We start from the raw sequence: 21891 nt of genomic DNA, 5'->3' as shown, positions 1-21891 counted from the left end.
CTCAAGATTAACCCTGAGCGAAGTCGAAGGGTTGATTGCCTTCGTTCCTCCGGCAATCCGCTATCCCTCCCCACCCTCCTGAGCCTGCGAAGGATCTGCTGAGGGTGGGGACTCCCGCGATACGTTGATATTGATTCAAGCCAATACACGCTCGGCAATACTACTGGGTTGGAAAAACAAAGCCCCTACGCCAGGAGCTTCCTCTGCTGAGTCAGGAAAGTTAAGATGGATGGATTGAAGCCTAAAAGTGGGGTTCACTAGCGTTTCCAGCAGCTAACCAATGACTTCCATTTCGTCACAAAAAGCCCAGTCGGTTCACTATCCAGAGCAAACAGTTAAACGCGCTGAACAAGCTTTGCGCTGTTTGCCCTTTCAGTTAACCTTGTACAAGGTGATGCGTTCGATCAGTGTTTCCCTACTCGCGATCGCAACCCAAAAAGGGATAGAACAGGGTTATACTAAGCGTTCCTTATCCGAGTTGGCAGCCGAACGTGATTTAATGTGGTTGATTCAAGTCGGTGTGTTGCGGCGAGAAGTTGATGGGCAAGGTATTACCGACAGTTTTCGTCTCACGCCCTTGGGTCGTCAACTGGTGGAAAAATGGGCAAGCCAAGGCGAGTCATTGCCCCCGCCATCCCTTTGGGATCGCATCACTCACGCCTGGAACCGTTGGTGGCGATTGCCGATTTAAATCTATGGTCGCACGCAGGGTTGCTTCTATTTGTCCTGATTACCCTATAACTCCCAAGCCGCTTTATGAAATCGCTGATGGTGGTGGGGACAACGTCCCACGCAGGAAAATCGTTTATTGTTACCGCCTTGTGCCGTATTCTTTCTCGGCGCGGTTGGCGTGTGTCTCCGTTTAAGGGACAAAATATGGCGCTCAATGCCTATGTCACCCCCAATGGAGGAGAAATTGGACATGCTCAAGCCGTCCAAGCCTGGGCGGCTAATGTGACGCCCTGTGTCGAAATGAACCCGATTTTACTCAAACCTCAAGGGGATATGACCTCTCAAGTTATCCTCATGGGTCAAGTGGTGGGTAAAGTCAGCGCGGCGGATTATTACGAACAATACTTTGATCGCGGTTGGCAGGCGATTGAAGAGTCCCTACGGCGTTTGAGTCATGAGTTTGATTTTCTGGTATGTGAGGGTGCAGGGAGTCCGGCGGAGATTAATCTTAAGCACCGCGATTTAACCAATATGCGGGTAGCGAAACATTTAAATGCACCAACCTTACTCGTGGTAGATATCGATCGCGGCGGCGCATTTGCTCATATTGTTGGGACTCTGGAACTGTTGGACGCAGATGAGCGAGCCTTGATTAAGGGCGTGGTAATTAATAAATTTAGAGGACAGCGCTCGCTTTTGGAATCAGGGATTACTTGGCTTGAAGAACGCACTGGAATTCCCGTGGTTGGGGTTATTCCCTGGATGGATGAGATATTTCCCGCTGAAGACTCTTTGGCGCTACTGGAGCGCGACAATCACAGAAAGCTCGATAGTGAATTAACGATCTCGGTGATTCGCTTCCCCCGGATCTCTAACTTTACCGACTTTGACGCCCTAGAAGCTGAACCGACGGTCACGGTAAAATATATAACACCGCATCAATCCCTCGGCTACCCCGACGCCCTGATTTTGCCAGGGACAAAAACTACAATTAAAGACTTACTCCTGTTGCACAAAACAGGCATGATTGAAGAAATTCAAAACTATGCCGCTGCGGGGGGTACAGTTTTAGGCATTTGTGGTGGTTTTCAAATGCTGGGTCAAAGCTTACTTGATCCGGATGGCATTGAGGATGAACCAGGACAGTATCAGGGATTAGGATTATTACCCATTAAAACAATAATTACTGCCCGAAAAGTAACTCGTCAACGCTTGGTTAGCTCCAACTATCCTCAAGTTGGTTTACCTGTAGAAGGGTATGAAATTCATCAAGGACGTTCTCGGCTGATTGACTCGGAAACCACCGATAATCAGTCTGCCTATCAACCCCTGTTTGATGACCCAGGTTTAGGATTAGTCGATGTGACTCAATCGATTTGGGGGACTTACCTCCATGGTTTATTTGATAATGGTCCTTGGCGACGGGCTTGGTTGAATCAACTGCGACATCAACGCGGACTTTCGTCTTTGCCAACGGGTATTCCGGACTACCGAGATCAGCGAGAAGTGGTTTTAAATTCCTTAGCCGATAGCGTAGAGGCTCATTTGGATTTAAGTACTATTTTACCTGCCCTGAGTTAATAACTAGAACCTGTTCATGAGTGTTACCATTCGATTCTTACCCGATAATGTCACCATTAATGCAGAAGTTGGAGAACCCCTACTGCAAGTAGCTCAACGCGCGGGTGTTTTCATTCCCACAGGATGCCTCATGGGTTCGTGTCATGCTTGTGAGGTTGAGATTAACGAGGGAGAAACGATTTGCGCCTGCATCTCTGCTGTACCACCGGGTTCCGAACAGCTTACGATTAATCTCTACAGTGATCCAACTTGGTAAAATCATAAGAGATGCCTGAACCATCTCAGTTGCTAATTTACTCCACTATGTCATCGACTCCATCCTCTACTCCGAGCCCCGCGATTCCGGTTGAGAAAATCCGTTATAACGATCACGGACTTGTCCCTGCCATTGTCCAGGATTATCTGGATGGTACAGTATTGATGATGGCGTGGATGAATCGGGAATCGTTGCAGAAAACCTTGGAAACTGGGGAAACCTGGTTCTGGAGTCGCTCGCGTCAGGAATTATGGCACAAAGGCGCGACATCAGGTCATTTGCAGCATCTGCGATCGCTGCGTTATGACTGTGATAGTGATACCCTGCTGATTGGTGTAGAACAGGTGGGGGATATTGCCTGTCATACTGGAGAACGCAGTTGTTTCCATCAGGTGGATGGGATAAAGGCTGCACCGCCAGCCGATACCCTGTCTCAGGTGTTTGAAGTGATTTGCCATCGCCGGGATAATCCCACAGCCGAATCCTATACCTGTAAGCTATTTAAGGGTGGGGATAATAAGATTCTCAAAAAGATTGGCGAAGAAGCCGCCGAGGTAGTGATGGCGTGCAAGGATGATGAGTTGGATGCGATCGCGTCTGAGGTGGCTGATTTGTTTTATCACACCCTAGTCGCATTAGCCCATCACCAGGTTGATGTGCGAGACGTTTATCGCAAGTTACAAGACAGAAGGGGTTGAGATCTTCCCCCACTTTCAGACTTCAGAAGGAGTTACTTAAGTACGCCAGGGATAACCATAGAGATAGGCGTATTGAGAAGATAACGCTTCTAAAAGTTTCAAGAGGAAAAAACGATGTTTCAAAGCGTGGGAATGATGGTGGGGTTGTACCACACACCTCCGTGGCTGGCTAAAGTTCCAGCAGCTCCAACCGTGTCTCCAGTCACTCATGCTCCAGAACCTGCGGCTTTGGTCTTTTCAGGACCGCAGTTTTTTATCGCCTTGATTGCTGGAGTACTCATGGCGTTTGCCTTCCAATTTTTGTTAACCAATTTTACCCTTGCCGCAGGCATTTCAGCCGGGGATAATCCATTAGATGCAGATGAGTCTGAAAGCTGGGGAAGCAAGATTAGCGAAGTTGAATCTAAGGTAGGGGTATGGGCTTTAGTCACCGTTAACATTGCCTTATTCATCGCCTGTTTCCTAGCGGTGAAACTGACCCTAATTACCAGCTTGACTCTGGGAGCCATTACAGGCGTTGTGATCTGGTCTGCATACTTCTTGCTGCTACTGTGGGTTAGTTCTACGGCAATGGGTTCTGTTGTGGGTTCCGTTGCCAATACAGCGGGTTCAGGCTTGCAAGGAGTCATGACTATAGCCACTACAGCTCTGGGTGGAAGGGCGGCAAACGCTCAGATTGTCAATACAGTTGAGGAATCTGTAGCTGCTGTTCGCCGCGAATTGAGTTCGGCGGTTGACCCTACCCGTGTCCAGGAGACAGTACAAGACTATGTGGCAGATCTGGCAATACCCAAGCTCAATCTCAAACAAATTCGCAATGATTTGGAAAATTTGCTCAGCGGTTCGGAGTTAAGATCTATCGCTGAGAGTGACATTCTGCAAAACGTGAACCGTCAGACGTTTGTCGATTTAGTCAGCAGTCGTACAGACTTATCCAAACAAGACATTAATGGGATTGCAGACCAACTAGAAGCCGCTTGGCAGCAAGTATTGGGTAAACAACAACAAACTGATCCACAGGCAAAACTGCTCAACTTCCTCCAGGAAGCCAGTCCAGAAGAGCTAACCTCAGGTCAGCTTGGCGATAAGCTCGGACAACTCGTGGGAGTGGGAGCGGGTAAATCCAATGGCGGTAATGGCAATGGTGGCTTCGGGGAGCAAGCCTTGCAACTGGGTGTCAGCGCTCTAATGAGTAGAGTACTGTCGCGGACGGATTTGTCTGACATAGATGTGGAAAAAATTTCGGATCAGTTGCAACAGTTCAAAGATAAAGCGACAGAGCAAGCTAAAAATCTTTCCTCTCAGGTTACCGAGCGATTACCGGGACAACCCTTTAATACGATTAAGGCAGATGTAGAAAACTACCTGCTCGATTCCAAACCTTGGCACTTGAACCGAGAGACGATTAAGCAGGAATTTAAAGACGTTATCTATGACCCAGAAGCAGCTCCCAAGGCAGTTCGGCAGCAATTAGAGCAACTGAATCGAGACGATTTCGTGAACCTGCTGGAATCACGGGATAATTTCAAATCCGAGAAAATAGCGGATATTGCCGATCAGTTGGAAGGTATCCGCCAGGAGGTTCTGGAAACCGTTCAAGGTGCTGAGTCTGAAGAACAGTCTCAAGACATCCGCACTCGGGTGGAAAATTATCTACGCAATACCAACAAAGAAGAACTGAATCCTGAAGGGATTGAGCATGATTTCCAAGCACTTCTGGATGACCCACAGGCGGGTATTGACGCACTAAGGCAACGGTTATCTCAGTTTGACCGCGATACTTTAGTGCAACTGCTCTCTCAACGGGACGACTTGAGTCAAGAGGAAGTCGAGCAACGGGTTAGTCAACTTGAGAGTACGCGCGATCGCGTCTTGTCACAAGCTCAGGAACTGCAAGACCAAGGGAAATCTAAAGCCGATGAGCTGCGCGGTAAGGTAGAAGAGTATCTACGCAATACCAACAAAGAAGAACTGAATCCCGACGCGATTGAGCAAGAGTTGCAAACTCTATTGGATGACCCACAGGCGGGACTATCCGCACTCCGACAACGGTTATCTGAATTTGACCGCGATACGCTGGTGCAATTGCTCAATCAGCGCGAAGATCTCAGCCAGGAGGAGATTAATCAGGTCATTGACCAGTTCCTCAATGTACGGGATACTATCCTAAATGCACCGCGAGAATTAGCGGGTAGTGCGAAGGAGCAGTACGAGCAAATCAAAAATAAGATTGCTGAGTATCTGCGGAACACGAATCTGGAGGAACTTGACCCTGAAGGGATTAAGCAGGATTTAGCGAAAATACTGGATGACCCGAAACAGGGAGCTTTATCTGTGCGCGAACGCCTCTCTGAGGTTGATCGAGAAACCTTGGTCAAACTCCTCAGTCAACGGGAAGACTTAAGTGAGGAGGACGTTAATCGGATTATTGACCAAGTACAAGATGGGATTCAAAGCCTGGTGAAAGCACCGCGACGCTTGGCAAGTCGTGCGAAAGGTAAGGTACAGGATGTACAATCCAATTTTGAAGAGTATCTGCGGAATACGGATAAGGAAGAACTTAATCCTGAAGCCATCAAGCGCGAGCTAAAACAGTTGTTTAACGATCCATCAGAAGGCTGGAAGAGTGTGAGCGATAGGCTCTCCCACTTCGATCGTTCAACGCTTGTGGCGCTGCTGTCCCAACGAGAGGATATTTCCTCCGAGGATGTGAACCGGATTGCGGATAATATTGATTCGGTTCGTAATCAGTTTGTCGAACAAGCACAAGCGGTTCAGCACAAACTGCAATCGACAATTGACAGCATTTTTGGTCGCATTCGGCATTACCTCAACTCCCTGGAGCTTCCCGAACTCAACTATGAGGGGATTAAGCGAGACATGCGTAAATTGTTTGATGATCCAGAAGCCGGGTTTGATGCGCTGCGCTCACGATTAGGTCAGTTTGACCGAGACACTCTGGTGGCTCTGTTGAGTTCCCGCGAGGACATCTCCCAAGCCGATGCTAATCGGCTGATCGAGCAAATTGAAGGGGTGCGCGATCGGGTACTCAGCCGCGCTGAACGCCTCCAAGAGGAAGCTCAAAAACGGGTTAAACAACTCAAACACAAGGCTAACCAACAAGTGAAAGAAACCCGAAAAGCTGCAGCAACAGCGGCTTGGTGGTTATTTGGTACGGCGCTTACTTCCGTCGGGGTTGCGGCTTTCGCTGGTGTGTTAGCTGTAGGCGGTTTAGGGATATTTGGTTAATATAGCAATCGCCATAGCGGTTAGGACGCATCTTATGGTAGAGACTCCTCCGGCGGAACGTCTCTACAACAGGAAAGGAAAGTCCTAATCGATGTGTCTACTGCTATAGTTCGACAACTTCACCTATTAACAGAGGCTCTAGGGGAGGCAAAAGGGATATCCTTTCCCCTTTTGCCTCCCATCTTCTGCCTTGTTCACTGAATCATTTTGTAAACTACCCCACCTGATTAGCTGCGCCTAAAGGCTTGCTTGCTCCAGATGGGGCTTTTGGTAGCCCTGGTTCTATCCCACAAGACAATAGTTCCGAGCCTCTAGGCTTCATCTAAAAACCGAGTTCTTACTTGACTATAAGGTCGCCCTTGTTTCTCATAACTCTCAGTTAAGGTGATTGCCTTTTCAACTACCTCATCTCCGGCTAACTTTTGGGCAAATGGATCAACAAACAAAGCATCATCCCGCTTTGATTCACAAGCCCGAACTGCTGCCATTGCCCTGGCTGTATAACTAACCGTTACTTCTTGAGAATTTGCCATTTTTAAGCTACTCTATTTATAGTGTCTTGCCTTCTTCACTGCAAGTGCTTGAAATTCATAGTTTCAGCATAGGGCATCAGGGGTGCGATCGCTCCCCCCTTTCTGACTTCCGCTAGAATACTGAGGGGTAACAGTAGCGAATGTCGATGTTAACCCAGCAATGGCAACAGGGAATACACAATTTAAATGCGTTTTAGCTTATCTCAATAAAAATTAAGTATGACCCAGCAGCAAACCCAGCGCCCCTTACGTCGGGGTCGAATATTTCCTCAACATACAATACCGCCGCAAGAACTGGCAAGACGTAAAGCGGAACGAAACGCACGGTATCAACGCTGTTTCCCGGTTTTTGAACGAGTTCGAGATGAGTTAATGAGTGATTACTATAACTGGTTTATACTGATTGAGCCAAATAGTGGAGACTATTTCATTGACGCTGATGAAGATAAGGCGGTGGAAAAGGCACGTCAAAAGCATCCGACTGGCTGGCTAATGACATTCCGAATTAATGAGACTGGAGCCTGTGGCATGATATGATTTCTGGCAGATTTGGCAGTATGGGTGAGCTTTTTTTTGAGATTGATTTGATTACAGCCGAGGGCGAAGCGTTTCAAGTTGATGCGTTGTTGGATACGGGATTTACGACAGGTTGGTTAGCCGTTAATAGTCAAGATATTGATGGATTGGGGTGGCTGGTGATTGAACGAAATCGAGCCATGCGAACAGCACAAGGACAAGATGTGTTTGATTTGTATGAGGGAACGGTGAGTATTGATGGGGTTGAGTACAGGATTCCTGTTCATGTGGGCGAAGAAATTCCTGATCATCTTCGCCTCCAGAGACGCCACCCGTTCATTCAGGGGAATCTCCTCACTACACCCCATATAAGACGCCAACGCATTAATCACCACCTCCGTCTTCGACAACCCCGTGCGTTCGATGTAGTCAGTCAGAAGTTGGTTGAGATGAGTAGGAATGCGGATACCGAGTTGGACTGAGTTCATCGGGAAAACCGGAAAAAGATATTTTAATCTAGCCAATGCCTAGCGGAATTTGACAAGGGTGTCGTATCAAATCTTAAACGTTTCACCCTAACCCCTTCCCAATCAAAGCATCCCACCCCCTTTATAGCGCTACGCGCTAGGCAATAGGCAATAGTGAAGAAAAACACTGACTCATCAAGGGATTGAGCGATTTAAATTTTTCTTTTTTTGTCCTAACCTTAGAGTATCGTGCTATATAATCTAGTCCGCGCAGGCGGACGAAAGTTTGTGTAGCTGCGACTTCCAGTCGCCATTGCATCAAAAACGGATTCGGCTTACAGGTTGACAATCACCCCCTACAATAAAAGAACGCGCAGGCGTCGCCAACTCCCCCGATAAATCACCTATTTATCTCAAATCTACGCTATGCTCCAGGTTATTGGTGTTACCAAAGCGATTACAAACTTAAACCAGGCGCATCATACCTTTCAATTGCAGCCAATAACCGACCCCACCTTCTTCCCGGAATGGCTAGAACCCTTACCAGAACTCAGCCTGAGGGGAATTGAAACGTGCGATCGCCGACGAACCCGCTGACGCCTCTCAAACAATTAAGGATAGTCAACTTTAGGAATCTTACAGCGGCGCTTGAAAGGTAAAGTAATTTTGATGGTTATCAACAGGTTTACCTTTTTGACCCTAAGTATAAACTCGATAGTGAAACACAGGATAATTTAGGCAATCAAGGAAAGCCGAAAACAGCAGATATCCAAAAAATGCATACCTATCATGACGCCATCCAAGATAGAACGGGTAATCAAGTTGTGCAATATGCGGCGATTCTTTACCCTGGTTCCTACAAGTCATATTCCGGAGGAGAAATTGAAGCGCTTCCAGCCTATCCTGGAAATGAGGCTAAACTACAGCAGCACCTGTATCCTGTGTTAGAGAACGCCCTCACGGTTGTGTAATCGCCTAAATTCATGAGTCTGGATGTAATTGTTATCGGTAGCGGGATTGGCGGATTGACGGCGGGTGCTTTACTCGCCCGTTATGGCAAGCGGGTGCTAGTTTGTGAAAGCCATGCTATTCCTGGCGGTGCGGCGCATAGTTTCCACAGACAGGGGTTTGAGTTTGATTCGGGTCCTTCATTTTATTGTGGCTTGAGTCACCAACGCCCCAGTCTTAACCCCTTACGGCAAGTTTTGGATGTGCTGGGCGAGTCGTTAGAAACGGTTCCCTATGACCCCCTAGGACATTACCATTTTCCCGAAGCGACGTTACCCGTGTACAGTGACGCCCAACGGTATCGAGAAGCCGTGGCGGAGATTACACCTCAAGGCGCGAAAGAATTAGCAGAGTTTGAAAAACGCCTGCTTTCTCTCTATGAGGGGTTGCGAGAGATTCCCACAATTGCTTTGCGATCGGATTGGCAAGTGATTCCAGTGTTAGTGGGACGTTATTTACCCTCGCTATTAAAATTACTGCCTCACCTGGGACTTGTCCAGAATTCTGTGGGCAAAATCATGGATGAAACCGTGGGTGATCCCTGGGTGCGGCGGCTGATTGATGTGGAATGCTTTCTGTTATCGGGATTAAAGGCACAGGGAACGATCGCGCCTGAGGTAGCCTTTATGTTAGGGGAACGTTCCCGTGCGGGTGTGGAGTATCCCCTGGGTGGAAGTCGGGCGATTGTGGAGGCGTTGGTGCGTGGGTTAGAACGCTGGGGGGGTGAGTTGCGCCTAAATGCCCATGTTGACCAAATTTTAGTCCAAGGGGGGAAAGTTGTTGGGGTACAGTTGCAACGGGGAGAGGTGGTAAACGCCCCGGTGGTGATTTCTAATGCCACAATTTGGGATACCTACAGTCAGTTATTGCGCCCAGAAGACTTACCGACGGCGTACCGGAAACAGTCCCTAGAAACCCCAGCCGTAGCGAGTTTCATGCACCTGCATTTAGGGATTCGGGCGGAGGGGTTAGAGGGGTTGACAGGACATCATGTTGTGGTTCACGATGCTAATCGGGATATTACCGAACCGGGTAATACTTGCATGATTTCCATTCCCTCGGTATGGGATGCTAATCTTGCCCCTATGGGTCATCATGTGATTCATGCCTATACCTTAGAACCCTACCAGGGTTGGCAGCGTGATGATAAATATAAAGAGAAGAAAAAGGCGCGATCGCAATCTTTATTCCGGGCGTTAGAACGGGTGATTCCGGATATTCGAGAACGGATTACCTTAGAACTGATTGGTACACCCTTAACTCATTCTGATTATTTACGTCGCTATCAAGGCACCTATGGTCCTGCGATCGCAGCAGGTAAAGCCATGTTTCCCAGTTGTCACACGCCGATTCCCGGATTGTATCGGGTGGGGGATAGTACAATGCCAGGAATAGGGGTTCCAGCGGTGGCGGGTTCGGGTATTCTTTGCGCCAATACCTTAGTGACACCCTCGCAAACTGCCGAGTTATTGGCATATCTGGGTAACAAAGGGTAATCGCGCGATCGTCCTCTCATCTCTCCTCCCTTTCATTCCCAGATCTGAGAAGGGAATGCCCCCCAACTGACGTGCGTTCAATAGATTAACCGTTCCGGAAATAGAATAATGTAGATCTAAGTAGAACCGGGGTTTCCAGCTCAATTTTCCCTATTTATAATCGGGGAAACTCTGGTGTTTATCTCCCTCTGGATTTGCACCAGAATGGCGACATTCAGGAGGAAGAATAACGTTACCCTTAGCCAGTTCCCGTCATCGGTATTTTAAGTTAACGGGTTCGACAGGTTGGGAGGAAATCGTAGGAGTTATTACCCGGAATTTACCCGAGTTAGACTGGCTACCGAAACCGGGTGAACCTTTATTACAATTGCAGGAAGGGCATTTAACCGGGTTATTGGACTATTTAAAGGATGACCGCGACTCTCAACTGTTGCGGATGGCGTATCAGGTGACGGTGTAATTGAGGTTGGCGAGGCTCAGAGCGTCATTCACCCACGCTCACAGCGTCATTGGCGAGGCTCAGAGTGTCATTTACCCACGCTCAAAGCGTCATTGGCGAGGCTCAGAGTGTTCTTCACCCACGCTCAAAGCGTCATTGGCGAGGCTTAGAGTGTCATTCACCCACGCTCAAAGCGTCATTGGCGAGGCTTAGAGCGTTCTTCACCCACGCTCAGAGTTTCGTTGGCGAGGCTCAGAGCGTCATTGGCGAGTCTCCGAGTCTCGCGGGTGAGATTTTGAGGCTAATCGTGTTGGGTAAAGGTGTGAATTAGCATTGTAGGGGCGCATGGCGTGCGCCCATCAAACCGTCAAATCTATGCCGCAATTTTAGCTGTGCCACGCCGCCATCGTGGATTAGGCGGGAATAAAACTATGGCACATAACCGGAAATGGAACAATCCGCCGTAACCCACCAAAGCCTTTATGAAGGATAAGTTACCCTTCGCCAACACATCTCAAAACTGGGCGCAAGCCTTGCGCCCCTACAGAATTATTAACTATGGACGAACAACGAATTCAAGGCTATTTAAATCTAATTCAAACACTGCTAAATTGTCCCAATGGCAAGGAAGTAGAGATATTACACCGTCACTCTAATTTAGTAGATGAGGGGTTAGTGAGGGTGATGGAATTGGTAGCGGAGGACATAGAATTACAGCATCGGATTTTTGCCCCAGAATCGGCAACTTTTTCCAACCGATCAACCCCTTGCCCATCCTTACTTCTGGGGCGCTTGGATCTGTCAGGGGGAGACGAAAGCGGTGAGGTTGAGAGGGTTAAATCCGTAGACTAGGGGGAAGCATGTAGAGACGCGCCATGGCGCGTCTCTATTCTTGGCGAGGAGTTGATAGGCTCGCATCACTTAGGACAAATTCCCAACTACGAACGTGAATTAAATTGCTGACAATATTTCAAAAAACGCCCAGGAATCTCTGTTTTTTCTCCCCAATGCAAATGAATATAGGATGCATGTATCTGATACATTTTCCACCCCTCAATACTCACTTTCCCCTTCGGCTCATATCCTTGGATTTCAAATAAAGGAGGCTTAGGAGTTGCGGTTAACTGGGAACGATGAAATTCATGTCCCCAAACTTTTTCACCGGTTAATACTAAGGGTGTATTTTGTAATGCTGTTGCTTGACGATATCCCAGGGTTAAACGTTTACCCATTACCGCCTTTGTGGGTAATATCCCTACCATCGACCAACATTTTTCCTCAAAATCTATAACCTCTTGGCATAAATACATCAAACCGCCGCATTCAGCATAGGTGGGCATTCCTTGAACAATAGCATTCCATACCGCCTGACGCGCCTCGATATTATCCGCCAATTCCTGAGCAAATACTTCGGGGAAGCCGCCGCCAAAATAAAGTCCCTGCACACCTTCGGGTAACGTGGTATCCCCTAGGGGACTCCAGGGAATTAATTGGGCTCCCAATTTTTGCAATAAATCCAGATTATCTTGATAGTAGAAACTAAAGGCGCGATCGCGAGCGATGGCAATTCGGGTAATGGGTTGAGAGACACCAGGGGTTAAGGGTTGATGGTTGACCGTTGAATCATGACGATCTGCCCTCAACAGCGGCAATAAATGCTCCCAATTAAAGCAAGTTTCACCAATATCAGCCAGTTGGTCAATTAACTGAAAAAGAAAAGTCAGTTCATCAGTGGGAACTAAACCCAGATGGCGATCGGGAATCGTCAGACTATCCTGACGCCGGAGTACACCGAGTATGGGTAATTGTAGAGGTTCTAGGGCATCTTGAAGTAATTCTAAATGGCGATCGCTCCCCACTCGATTCAACACCACCCCAGCCACTTGGATGCTCTGATCAAAAGAACGATACCCCTGTGCGATCGCGGCGACGGAGCGAGATAAGCGACTACAATCTAAAACCAACAGCACAGGAACATGTAACAGTCGGGCAATATGCGCTGTACTGGCAACATCATCGCGTCCTGATGCCCCATCAAACAACCCCATCACCCCTTCAATCACAGCATAGTCTACGCCGTCCAGATGACGGTTAAAACAGGCTTGAACATAAGATTCGGACGTTAACACCGGATCTAAATTGCGACAGGGGCGCCCCGTCACCCGTTGATGAAACATCGGGTCAATGTAATCCGGACCCACTTTAAAGGATTGTACTCGACGATACCGCCGCGATAAACACGAAAGTAGGGCAAGCGTCACCGTTGTTTTGCCCACCCCACTTCGTTCACCAGCAATGATTAAAGCCATAGAAATGTGGGAACATTTGGGGCATTCCCCGTGAATGTGTAGGGGCACTTTTGACTACTATCGTTTCTTCCCTGACAAGGGATGCAACTAAACCCGCCCCGATTCCCCCATTTACCCACACCCATACCTAATCCCTAACTCCCAGCTTTCAGGATCTGCCCAGCCACCGCCAGAGTTTCTTCATACAGCAAATCGCGACCCCAACGTTGCAACTGCTGACTCAACAACTGCTCCGTTTTTTGGTCAAACATCGGAGTAACCTGCTGAATACGGCACGATTGCGCCCCGCCATGTGCCTCCATCCGCATACAACCGGTGGTTTCTGAACATAACACCGTGCAGCAGTCAGCGTCCATATTCGTTGAACCCAAACGTAGACTAATCAAATCTCCCGCCACTTCTCCCACATCAACCGTGGGAATCCCGGCTAATTCAGCTTCTACAGTGCGATGTTCGGGAGTGGTGAATTTAACCCGTCGAATATCATATTCCCCACCCTCTTTCTGATAAGAAACCGGACGCCACTGGAGTCGAGACGCCAACCACCCCAGAAACATTAAAGCCTGAGCGGGATTGCCTTGCTCGTAATCGATGGTAACTTGGTCAACCTCTTTGAGGGCAGAGCGACGCTCTGGCGGATCAAATGCCTCAGCCGTCAACTCTTGCCACGAGGCTAACCGCCGCCAGTTGAGGTCAGCCATGGGTATCTCTTGGGTGATGAATTCCTGTAGTCGCGATAACCCACTTTCTGGTTTTTGGAAGGCACTCGAATCAACGATCACGCTATTGCTAACCCCAGCCAGTCGTTTGAATAACCCATAATCCGGATCGGGTGTTCCCTTCCACCAAACAAACTTAGGTAGATCATCAATCATCAGTTCACAGATCATACCCCCGAGACGCTCTAAAGCTGCCGTTGTGCCACTCAAGGTAATGTATTCGCAGCAAACCAGGGTACTTTTACTGTGCTTTTGAATGGGACAAGAGGCAGAGACTTGAACATTCACCCCTTCATCTTCACCGACAATGGGGCATAGGGCGATAATCCGACAAGGATTCGCTGCCGCGATCGCATCCGCAATTCCTGATGCTTCTATATCAGCCGAATAGGGTCGCCGTTTGGTTTCCCCATTTCCATTTGCCTGTTGCTGATGTAGTTCATTATGCTCTTCGCGCAGTTTTGTCTTGGTTTTTTCATCCGCCTTGCCAGTTCTAGGCAGTCCATAAGCTTTCTGTGCGGCTTTGAGCGCGGCAAACATGCGCGGTCCGATAATTCCGTCAATCGGACCTGAATAATATCCCAATGCGCTTAAAAGTAGTTGAGTTTCTTCGGGTTCGTAAACCACCAACGTAAAGGTGGTTGCCCGTACAGCAGTGGGAACATCGCTGTTCCCATCGGTTGTACTGTAACTTTGCCAGATATCCCGAAGTTCTTCCTCAATTTCATGTAAGGAAATCTCTTTGGGCGATTGTAGAGAAAGAATTGGAGGAGATTGTACCATCGTTATTTATCCTTCGTTATTTTTCAAACAAGAGGGAACAGAAAACGGGGAGAAGGGAATACATAACTTTAGACGGGGCGGGTTTAGTCACATCAGGGCGAAACATAATAATATGATCATTCAATCTTCCCCTGCTCCCTCTGCTCCCTCTGCTCCCCCTGCTCCCTCTGCTCCCTCTGCTCCCCCTGCTCCCCGGCTAGGGTCTACGCCAGCGGCGTCCGTCCCGATTAATCAGGTTTTCCGCCTCCGTGGGTTCCCAAGTCCCAGCTTCGTATTGGGGAATTGATTTGGGGTCAGTGGGTGCTTCCCAAGCTGATAGGGCTGGGGTAATCACCCGCCATGCTTCTTCCACTTCATCGGCACGGGTAAACAACGTTTGATCCCCCAACATACAATCGAGTAATAATCGATTGTAGGCATCGGATGTCGCCATGCCAAAGGATGAGCCATAGCTAAAATCCATATCCACTGTGCGGGTACGTAGCTGCGGACCCGGCATTTTTGCCTCAAATCGCAGGGAAATGCCTTCATTGGGTTGAATCCGCATCGTTAGCACATTGGGGCTGGTTTGTTGAGCGGCGGATTGGAAAATCAGTAAGGGGACATCGCGAAATTGAATCGCAATCTCACTAACTTTCTTCGGTAACCGCTTCCCTGTCCGCAGGTAGAAGGGAACACCTTGCCAACGCCAGTTATCGATCAGGAGTTTCATCGCCACGTAAGTGGGAGTGATGGAGTTGGGATCAACGCCTTCTTCTTCTCGATATCCTGGTACTGCCTCCCCTTTCATCCACCCTGCTTTGTACTGACCCCGAACAGCTGAATATTCTAAGTTATTAATATCGGCTAAATGTGTTGCCTGCACTACTTTTACCTTTTCAGTCCGGATACTATCTGCATCCAGGGAATTGGGGGGTTCCATTGCTGTCAAGCAAAACAGTTGCATCAGATGGTTCTGCACCATATCCCGCAGTGCACCTGAGCTTTCATAGTAACCCGCTCGATCTTCGACGCCCACGGTTTCGGCTACGGTAATCTGAACGTGATCGACAAACTGGCGATTCCACAAGGGTTCAAAGATGGCGTTGGCAAAGCGGAAGACTAAGAGATTCTGAACAGTTTCTTTGCCCAAGTAGTGGTCAATCCGATACACCTGATCCTCACGACACACTTGCTGCACCACCCGGTTGAGAATTTGGGCTGAACTCAAATCTCGACCAAAGGGTTTTTCGATCACCAGGCGATGCTTCATCGGATCTGCCAGCATTCCGGCTGTCCCCAGTTGGCGGATGGCTTCGGGGAAAAACTTAGGCGCAACGGCTAGATAAAATACCCGATTTCCCCGCGTCCCCCGTTTGCCATCCAGTTCTGCCAAAAATGCTTTTAATTTCTGATAGCTTTCCGGCTTATCCATATTACCGGGACAGTAAAATAGCCCTTCAGCAAAATCGTTCCATAGTTGTTCGGAGTGAATTCCATCAGAAAACTCCTCGATCCCTTCCCGCATCTGTTCCCGAAAATAGTCATGACTCCATTCTCGACGGGCTACACCAACAATTGTAATTTCGGCGGGAAGCCGTCGTTCGCGTTTGAGCTGATACAGGGCGGGTACTAGCTTGCGTTGGGTCAAGTCTCCCGATGCACCAAAAATCACTAAAATTAGTGGTTCTGGACTCCGTTCTTGTTGTAAACCAACGCGCAGGGGATTTTCTGTAAATGTCACCATTTTGAGTTTTGATTGTTGAATTTTTTGTAGGGGCGGGTTTGACTATTATCGTTTTTGACCTCACCCAGATTTGACTCGCGCCCGCCCCGACACCGTGACAGAGGTGGGTTCCAACCCTAGGTTCAAAGGGCGCAAGGATGGTGCCCCTACAGTAGGGTGTACCTCACCCGCAAGGGAACCGTTATACCTTTGCCAAGTCTTTGACTTTACTATCCAGAGAGGACATTAAGGACTCAAAGGGCTTGACAAATTTGTCAATACCTTCATCAAGTAGTTCATCCATCACTTGATCCAGATCGATCGCGATATCGGGATCTTTGAGGTTGTCAATTAACTGATGCGCCTGTTCCACATCGGTCTCAATCCGATTGTCTGGAGAACAGTGATCGGCACAAGCTTCGATTGTATTCGGTGGTAGGGTATTGACAGTATTTGGACCGATCAACTCATCGACGTACATGACATCGCTGTAGTCAGGATTTTTGGTGCTGGTGCTTGCCCACAAGAGACGTTGCACGTTGGCACCTTTGGCGGACAGGGCTTTCCAGCGATCGGTTTGGATAATTTCTTTGAATTTCTGATAAGCGATTTTGGCATTCGCGATCGCGACTTTGCCTTTCACCTGTTTCAGTTTTGCCTCTTTCTCGATCCGGTCAACCCCAACTTTGAGTTTTTCGTCGATGCGATCGTCAATATTACTATCAATCCGGCTGAGGAAGAAACTGGCAACTGAGGCTAGCTTGCTAATATCTTCTCCTTTCTCTGCCCGCTTTTCTAAGCCTCGGACATAGGCCCAAGCGGTTTCAATGTAACTTTGGACTGAGAAAAGTAAGGTAACATTGACGTTAATCCCTTCACTAATCACTTGCTCAAAGGCGGGCAAGCCTTCGGGGGTTCCGGGGATTTTAATCATTACGTTTTCCCGACCAATGGCTTGATAATACCGACGGGCTTCATTAATCGTGCTTTCGGTATCTTTGGCGATTGTGGGGGGAACTTCAATGCTGACGTAACCGTCAAGACCACCAGTTTTCTCATAAATCGGTTTGAGAATATCACAAGCGTTGCGAATATCGTCAAAGACGAGGGATTCATAAATCTCCTGCACCGATTTTTTGGCTTTAATCCCAGCTTCGATGTCGGCGTCGTAAACTGCATTACCGACGATCGCTTTTTCAAAAATCGCTGGATTGGAGGTAATCCCGTGAACACCGCGATTCTCAATTAACTCTTTGAGTTCTCCGGATTCGATCAGAGTACGGCTGAGATTATCCATCCAGATACTCTGACCGTAATTGTTTTCGATTTCAAAGATCGGATTATTGGCTGTTGCTGTCATGCTTAAACTCCTAAATTAGGTTATGGGTTATTGTGTTGGATGCAAAGCTCATGTCTCTTCCCGAAGGAACCATCAATCATCCGTCACGGTTGACTTCTGGCTAAGAACCAGCCGCGATCGCGTCTTTTGATTCTCGTGTTCGTTCTTGAATAAAGGACTCCACTAACGCCACATCCTCTTTACTCCCGATAATCAACGGTGTGCGCGTATGGAGTTTTTCTGGCACCACATCCATCAGGTTTTGGGTGCCGGTACTGGCTCGACCCCCAGCTTGTTCTATTAAAAAGGCTAAGGGCGCTGTTTCATACAGTAGACGCAACTTCCCTTCCGGTTTCTTCACTGTACCCGGATAAATGAATACGCCCCCTTGACATAAAATCCGATGGAAGTCTCCCACTAATGCTCCACTATAGCGAGCCGTGTACCCTTCATGGCGATGAACGTAGCGAATATAGTCCCGAATCGATTCATCCCACTGCCAAAAGTTTCCTTCATTGACACTATAAATCGGTCCATGCTCTGGCACTTTCATGTTTTCCTGGGACAGAATAAACTCACCCAAGCTCGGATCTAGGGTAAACCCATGCACCCCAGTGCCAATGGAGTAAACCAGCATTGTACTCGGTCCATAGATCACGTAGCCTGCGGCGATTTGTTGGTGTCCATCCTGCAACAGATCCTTCGCTTCGCCGTCGATGTCGTCGCCTTGTTGCCGACGAATGGCAAAAATTGAGCCGATATTTAAGTTAATATCAACATTCGAGGAGCCGTCAATCGGATCGTAGATTAGGGAATAACGACCAATCGGGCAGTTTTCGGGAATGTAGTAGGGTTTTTCCATTTCCTCGGATGCCAAGCGGCAAACGAGTCCACTTTGTTTAAAGACAGAGATAAACACATCGTTAGCATAAATATCCATCTTTTTGACGGATTCTCCCTGTACATTCACATTCCCGGTAAATCCCAATGCACCTTCGACCAAATCAGCGCGACTCAACCGCCGGGAAATAATTTTTGCGGCTAAGGCAATACGATTCATTAAGGCACTGAGATCTTGTGCGTCGGCACTGAAACTCTTAAGCTGTTGCAGAACATGCCGGGATAGCGTTGTGCAATCCCGATCCAGAGAATGCTCTTCGACTAAAGACCTCTCCACATCTGCCATATTTTGTCCTCCTTATCGTCGCGCTGTTGGTAAGCCAGGGTCTGTCTTGGGTTAAGAAGCCTCGCTCACCAATCTGGCATAGTAGTCTTTTCCACTTTACTCCCTATCTTATAGAGGCATTGACCAACCAGCGTCCCACCTTAGAGGAATTTTGACATCTTTTGACGTTGGCGGCGGCAGTGCCGTTGCTCAGATCGCATAGAAATGATGTCAAATCCGGCTGATTCGGGATCAGGAGTGCGATCGCGGCGTGGCACACCTAAGCAAGATGGATTAGCCTCATACCCAGAAACTGTAGGGACGCACGCCCCGTCATTGGTGTCAACTTAAGCCCTAAAAGCAGGGGGAGATGGGGGAGCAGGGGGAGCAGGGGGAGCAGGGGGAGCAGGGGAAGCAGGGGGAGCACTACAGTACCCACCTCAGTTAATGAGTAATCAACTAAAATTTAGGAGTTGAAGTCATGAGAAAACTCTTCCCTGTTCCCGGTTAAAAGTTCCCTCCCCTCACCTCAATACCTATTCAGCAAGCCCTCGTTAGGAGACATTTAAAATGTCATTTAAAAAATTTCTCATAATTGGCACAACCCTAGTTGCTGTAGGAGGTGGCGCCGCTTATCTTTACGCCCAAGGATTTTGGGGTGTCGTAGATACCCCAGCCGCCAGTGCTAAAGTTATCCCCGATGAAGCCGTGATGGTTGGCTTTATTTCCACTGACCCTCAAGCCTGGATGCAGTTGCAGAAGTTTGGCACGCCAGAACTACAAACTTTAGTGAATCAGAGTCTGGACGATTTACAAGCAGAAACTTTTAAGGATTCCCAAATTAGTTACGAGAAAGACTTAGAACCTTGGCTGGGGAATGTCACGGTTGCCGTTTTACCGTCTACTTCTCCTGAAGCTGTAGACGACTCCCAGATTTTAACCGTTGTCACCATCAAAAATAAATTCAATCTCTTAAAGTTTGCCAGCCAATTAAAACGCGAAGAGAAACTGGGAAAAACTCAGGAGATTGACTATAACGGGTTGACTATTTTGGAGACAACCGACGCGGAAAAAACTTTCTATTCAGCCGTCTTGAGACAACATTTGGTCATATCCGAAGATGTGAAACCTGTACAATTAGCCATTGATAGTTTTAAGGGAGAACCGTCCCTGGCTAGCCAAGGGGATGTTGCTAAGCTATTCTCCCAAGATATCGATATTCTCAACCCAATCGTCAAGTTTTATATCCCTGACTATACTGCCTTTGTGCAAGAGATGGTTGCCAATAATCCAGAGGTTGCACCCTTACCCCCCGCCACCTTAGAACAGTTGCAAGGGTTTAAGTCAGTCAAAATGGGAATGGGGATTGATGACGTGGGAATCCGCCTGAAAACCATCGCCAATGTTGAACCCTCGGCAATTCAAGTCGAATTTAAACCCAATCCGGGTCAAATTATCAGTCAATTTCCCGCTTCAACGATGATGCTGTTAACCGGAAATGGGATTAGCCAAGGATGGGATGCGATCGCAGAATCCGCCCAAACCGATCCCCAATTGCAACAAGGACTCAACAGCCTCAGAAGTGCCGCCAATAGCATCAATTTAGACGTGGATAACGGTATCTTTGGCTGGATGGATGGGGAATTTGCCCTCGGCGTGATTCCCTCCACAGAAGGGATACTCGCCCCCGTTGGCTTTGGTGGGGTGATTGTCTTTCAAACCAGCGATCGCGCCACCGCACAAGCCACGTTAACTCAACTCGATACCCTCGCCCAACAGAATACTATTCAAGTTTTACCGAGAACCGTTCAAGGACAATCAGTTACTGAGTGGACAATTCCTGGACAAGGAACCTGGTTAGGATATGGTTGGCTGGATCAAAACACACTATTTATCGCGATTGGTGAACCGATGGTAGAAAAAATGCTGGCGAAGACTGAACCGTCTCTTGATCAGAGTGAATCGTTTACGGCGGTAACAGAAAATTTACCTCAATCTAATAATGGTTACTTTTATCTGGATATGGATAAAACGATGACTGTGGTTAATGGTTTTCTAGAAAATACCATCCCAGAAACACCTGACTCTTCCTCCGATACCCAAACTGCTTTAGCTATTTTAAATTCCGTGCAAGGAATCGGCGGAACTGCGACTCAAGCAAACCCCTCGACTCATATTTTTGAAATGATTGTTAGGCTTGAACCTAAAACTATTAACCGATAAAATACTTGTATTGACCGACGCTAGGACTTGCACTACGTCCGCGATCGCGCTTGGGTTATTTTTAATCTGAAGTTCCCCCTTTCAGATGTACTGCAACCGGGCTAAAGCCTTATACCGTAGTTTAATTTACCCCGGCGATCGGGTGGCAGGTATCCCTGGCTGTGGGCTGGTAAATTACAACTACCTTACTCAAAACTATTACGCTATCCTTATCGTTAACATGATCGTCGGTACGACAGAAGCCGCTGAAATTTTAAATATCTCTACCGCTCGACTGAGAGTCCTGCTGATTTCCGGTAGAGTGGAAGGCGCTTACAAGACCGGGAAAATGTGGTTAATGCCTCTATTTAACGGCAAACCGCTGATTAAGCCCGGTCAAAGAGGCCCGGCTCCCCGTTGGCGCAATCCCAGAAAGCCAGCGAAAACAATCATTCACGTTAACTCACAGAGAATTCGACAGAATCAAAAACACAACTCACACCAGCCGGTGATTACAGTCAAAAAGTGGTGCGACCCAACGCCGGTGATTGGGACAAAGGCACAGGCTCCCCAAACCGGCAAGACTAATGTGTATGGACATGAGGTAGAAATACCGGGAGGATGCCGGGTTGTTTATCGTCCAGATAGTCCCAGATGTGGTGCTAAGGTTTGGATCGAAACGTTTTACAACGTTAGGGTGATTTCTTGGCAGGAGGACGGCTCGTCTTAATTGAGAAGTTGAATTGAGTTATCC

The 21891-nt window shown here is 48.0% G+C and carries 18 protein-coding genes and 1 pseudogene; 13 read left to right on the top strand and 6 right to left on the bottom strand.

What is annotated here, in order from left to right; genetic code table 11:
- Positions 1 to 280 precede the first annotated feature (280 nt).
- From ACLGGO_RS23290 to ACLGGO_RS23270, 5 genes are all read left to right on the top strand, one after another.
- Entirely contained in the window at positions 281 to 691 is a 411-nt protein-coding gene (locus ACLGGO_RS23290) for an Npun_F0494 family protein (RefSeq protein WP_446421086.1), read from the top strand.
- A gap of 65 nt (positions 692 to 756) precedes the next feature.
- A complete protein-coding gene (gene cobQ / locus ACLGGO_RS23285) occupies positions 757 to 2253 on the top strand; it encodes a cobyric acid synthase CobQ (protein WP_446421085.1) in 1497 nt (498 codons plus the stop codon).
- A 16-nt stretch (positions 2254 to 2269) separates the two neighbouring features.
- Positions 2270 to 2509 (top strand): 2Fe-2S iron-sulfur cluster-binding protein, encoded by a 240-nt coding sequence (locus ACLGGO_RS23280; protein ID WP_446421084.1) that lies wholly within the window; start codon positions 2270 to 2272, stop codon positions 2507 to 2509.
- 47 nt (positions 2510 to 2556) lie between these two features.
- Complete coding sequence (hisIE, locus tag ACLGGO_RS23275; RefSeq protein ID WP_446421088.1) at positions 2557 to 3207, top strand: bifunctional phosphoribosyl-AMP cyclohydrolase/phosphoribosyl-ATP diphosphatase HisIE; 651 nt, start codon at positions 2557 to 2559, stop codon at positions 3205 to 3207.
- 114 nt (positions 3208 to 3321) lie between these two features.
- Positions 3322 to 6456, top strand: coding sequence for an MFS transporter (locus ACLGGO_RS23270; protein WP_446421083.1), 3135 nt, complete (start codon positions 3322 to 3324; stop codon positions 6454 to 6456).
- Positions 6457 to 6767: 311 nt separating this feature from the next.
- Here the strand turns inward: ACLGGO_RS23270 and ACLGGO_RS23265 are convergent, their stop codons facing one another.
- The gene (locus ACLGGO_RS23265; protein WP_446421082.1) at positions 6768 to 6989 is read right to left on the bottom strand and encodes a class I SAM-dependent methyltransferase; all 222 of its coding nucleotides are present in this window, start codon (positions 6987 to 6989) and stop codon (positions 6768 to 6770) included.
- Between the two features lie 219 nt (positions 6990 to 7208).
- Here ACLGGO_RS23265 and ACLGGO_RS23260 point away from each other — a divergent pair, with 219 nt between their 5' ends.
- The 6 genes and pseudogenes from ACLGGO_RS23260 to ACLGGO_RS23235 all read left to right on the top strand — a co-directional run bounded on the left by ACLGGO_RS23260 (position 7209) and on the right by ACLGGO_RS23235 (position 11767).
- Complete coding sequence (locus ACLGGO_RS23260; RefSeq protein ID WP_446336435.1) at positions 7209 to 7526, top strand: hypothetical protein; 318 nt, start codon at positions 7209 to 7211, stop codon at positions 7524 to 7526.
- Positions 7523 to 7987, top strand: coding sequence for a hypothetical protein (locus ACLGGO_RS23255; RefSeq protein ID WP_446421081.1), 465 nt, complete (start codon positions 7523 to 7525; stop codon positions 7985 to 7987). The genes ACLGGO_RS23260 and ACLGGO_RS23255 overlap by 4 nt, the downstream gene beginning before the upstream one ends.
- Positions 7988 to 8398: 411 nt before the next feature.
- Positions 8399 to 8569 (top strand): hypothetical protein, encoded by a 171-nt coding sequence (locus ACLGGO_RS23250; RefSeq protein WP_446336437.1) that lies wholly within the window; start codon positions 8399 to 8401, stop codon positions 8567 to 8569.
- An 89-nt stretch (positions 8570 to 8658) separates the two neighbouring features.
- A pseudogene (locus ACLGGO_RS23245) lies at positions 8659 to 8943 on the top strand (nuclease domain-containing protein); the annotation flags it as partial.
- Between the two features lie 12 nt (positions 8944 to 8955).
- A complete protein-coding gene (locus ACLGGO_RS23240) occupies positions 8956 to 10476 on the top strand; it encodes a phytoene desaturase family protein (RefSeq protein ID WP_446421080.1) in 1521 nt (506 codons plus the stop codon).
- Between the two features lie 997 nt (positions 10477 to 11473).
- A complete protein-coding gene (locus tag ACLGGO_RS23235) occupies positions 11474 to 11767 on the top strand; it encodes a hypothetical protein (protein ID WP_446421079.1) in 294 nt (97 codons plus the stop codon).
- 86 nt (positions 11768 to 11853) lie between these two features.
- Here ACLGGO_RS23235 and ACLGGO_RS23230 read toward each other — a convergent pair whose 3' ends face one another.
- The 5 genes from ACLGGO_RS23230 to fbp all read right to left on the bottom strand — a co-directional run bounded on the left by ACLGGO_RS23230 (position 11854) and on the right by fbp (position 18956).
- Positions 11854 to 13224, bottom strand: coding sequence for a cobyrinate a,c-diamide synthase (locus ACLGGO_RS23230; RefSeq protein WP_446421078.1), 1371 nt, complete (start codon positions 13222 to 13224; stop codon positions 11854 to 11856).
- Between the two features lie 134 nt (positions 13225 to 13358).
- On the bottom strand, positions 13359 to 14726 hold the full coding sequence (opcA, locus tag ACLGGO_RS23225) for a glucose-6-phosphate dehydrogenase assembly protein OpcA (RefSeq protein WP_446421077.1): 1368 nt from the start codon (positions 14724 to 14726) through the stop codon (positions 13359 to 13361).
- A 196-nt stretch (positions 14727 to 14922) separates the two neighbouring features.
- On the bottom strand, positions 14923 to 16452 hold the full coding sequence (gene zwf, locus ACLGGO_RS23220) for a glucose-6-phosphate dehydrogenase (RefSeq protein ID WP_446336443.1): 1530 nt from the start codon (positions 16450 to 16452) through the stop codon (positions 14923 to 14925).
- A gap of 181 nt (positions 16453 to 16633) precedes the next feature.
- Entirely contained in the window at positions 16634 to 17791 is a 1158-nt protein-coding gene (gene tal, locus ACLGGO_RS23215) for a transaldolase (protein ID WP_446421076.1), read from the bottom strand.
- 100 nt (positions 17792 to 17891) lie between these two features.
- Positions 17892 to 18956: a class 1 fructose-bisphosphatase gene (fbp, locus tag ACLGGO_RS23210; RefSeq protein WP_446336445.1), complete on the bottom strand. Its 1065-nt coding sequence runs from the start codon at positions 18954 to 18956 to the stop codon at positions 17892 to 17894.
- A 549-nt stretch (positions 18957 to 19505) separates the two neighbouring features.
- On the opposite strand from fbp, the gene ACLGGO_RS23205 reads away from it, so the two are divergent.
- Both ACLGGO_RS23205 and ACLGGO_RS23200 read left to right on the top strand, forming a co-directional pair.
- The gene (locus ACLGGO_RS23205; protein ID WP_446421075.1) at positions 19506 to 21158 is read left to right on the top strand and encodes a DUF3352 domain-containing protein; all 1653 of its coding nucleotides are present in this window, start codon (positions 19506 to 19508) and stop codon (positions 21156 to 21158) included.
- Between the two features lie 85 nt (positions 21159 to 21243).
- Complete coding sequence (locus tag ACLGGO_RS23200) at positions 21244 to 21867, top strand: DNA-binding protein (protein ID WP_446421074.1); 624 nt, start codon at positions 21244 to 21246, stop codon at positions 21865 to 21867.
- Positions 21868 to 21891: the final 24 nt, after the last annotated feature.

The organism is Coleofasciculus sp. (assembly GCF_046565525.1).
GTDB lineage: Bacteria > Cyanobacteriota > Cyanobacteriia > Cyanobacteriales > Coleofasciculaceae > Coleofasciculus.
This window is presented reverse-complemented; position numbering and strand designations above follow the sequence as displayed.

Excerpts from the sequence above, each read along its gene's own strand:
- ACLGGO_RS23290 (WP_446421086.1), top strand. The coding sequence starts at position 281 with ATGACTTCCATTTCGTCACAAAAAGCCCAGTCGGTTCACTATCCAGAG.
- cobQ (WP_446421085.1), top strand. The coding sequence starts at position 757 with ATGAAATCGCTGATGGTGGTGGGGACAACGTCCCACGCAGGAAAATCG.
- ACLGGO_RS23280 (WP_446421084.1), top strand. The coding sequence starts at position 2,270 with ATGAGTGTTACCATTCGATTCTTACCCGATAATGTCACCATTAATGCA.
- hisIE (WP_446421088.1), top strand. The coding sequence starts at position 2,557 with ATGTCATCGACTCCATCCTCTACTCCGAGCCCCGCGATTCCGGTTGAG.
- ACLGGO_RS23270 (WP_446421083.1), top strand. The coding sequence starts at position 3,322 with ATGTTTCAAAGCGTGGGAATGATGGTGGGGTTGTACCACACACCTCCG.
- ACLGGO_RS23265 (WP_446421082.1), bottom strand. The coding sequence starts at position 6,989 with ATGGCAAATTCTCAAGAAGTAACGGTTAGTTATACAGCCAGGGCAATG.
- ACLGGO_RS23260 (WP_446336435.1), top strand. The coding sequence starts at position 7,209 with ATGACCCAGCAGCAAACCCAGCGCCCCTTACGTCGGGGTCGAATATTT.
- ACLGGO_RS23255 (WP_446421081.1), top strand. The coding sequence starts at position 7,523 with ATGATTTCTGGCAGATTTGGCAGTATGGGTGAGCTTTTTTTTGAGATT.
- ACLGGO_RS23250 (WP_446336437.1), top strand. The coding sequence starts at position 8,399 with ATGCTCCAGGTTATTGGTGTTACCAAAGCGATTACAAACTTAAACCAG.
- ACLGGO_RS23240 (WP_446421080.1), top strand. The coding sequence starts at position 8,956 with ATGAGTCTGGATGTAATTGTTATCGGTAGCGGGATTGGCGGATTGACG.
- ACLGGO_RS23235 (WP_446421079.1), top strand. The coding sequence starts at position 11,474 with ATGGACGAACAACGAATTCAAGGCTATTTAAATCTAATTCAAACACTG.
- ACLGGO_RS23230 (WP_446421078.1), bottom strand. The coding sequence starts at position 13,224 with ATGGCTTTAATCATTGCTGGTGAACGAAGTGGGGTGGGCAAAACAACG.
- opcA (WP_446421077.1), bottom strand. The coding sequence starts at position 14,726 with ATGGTACAATCTCCTCCAATTCTTTCTCTACAATCGCCCAAAGAGATT.
- zwf (WP_446336443.1), bottom strand. The coding sequence starts at position 16,452 with ATGGTGACATTTACAGAAAATCCCCTGCGCGTTGGTTTACAACAAGAA.
- tal (WP_446421076.1), bottom strand. The coding sequence starts at position 17,791 with ATGACAGCAACAGCCAATAATCCGATCTTTGAAATCGAAAACAATTAC.
- fbp (WP_446336445.1), bottom strand. The coding sequence starts at position 18,956 with ATGGCAGATGTGGAGAGGTCTTTAGTCGAAGAGCATTCTCTGGATCGG.
- ACLGGO_RS23205 (WP_446421075.1), top strand. The coding sequence starts at position 19,506 with ATGTCATTTAAAAAATTTCTCATAATTGGCACAACCCTAGTTGCTGTA.
- ACLGGO_RS23200 (WP_446421074.1), top strand. The coding sequence starts at position 21,244 with ATGTACTGCAACCGGGCTAAAGCCTTATACCGTAGTTTAATTTACCCC.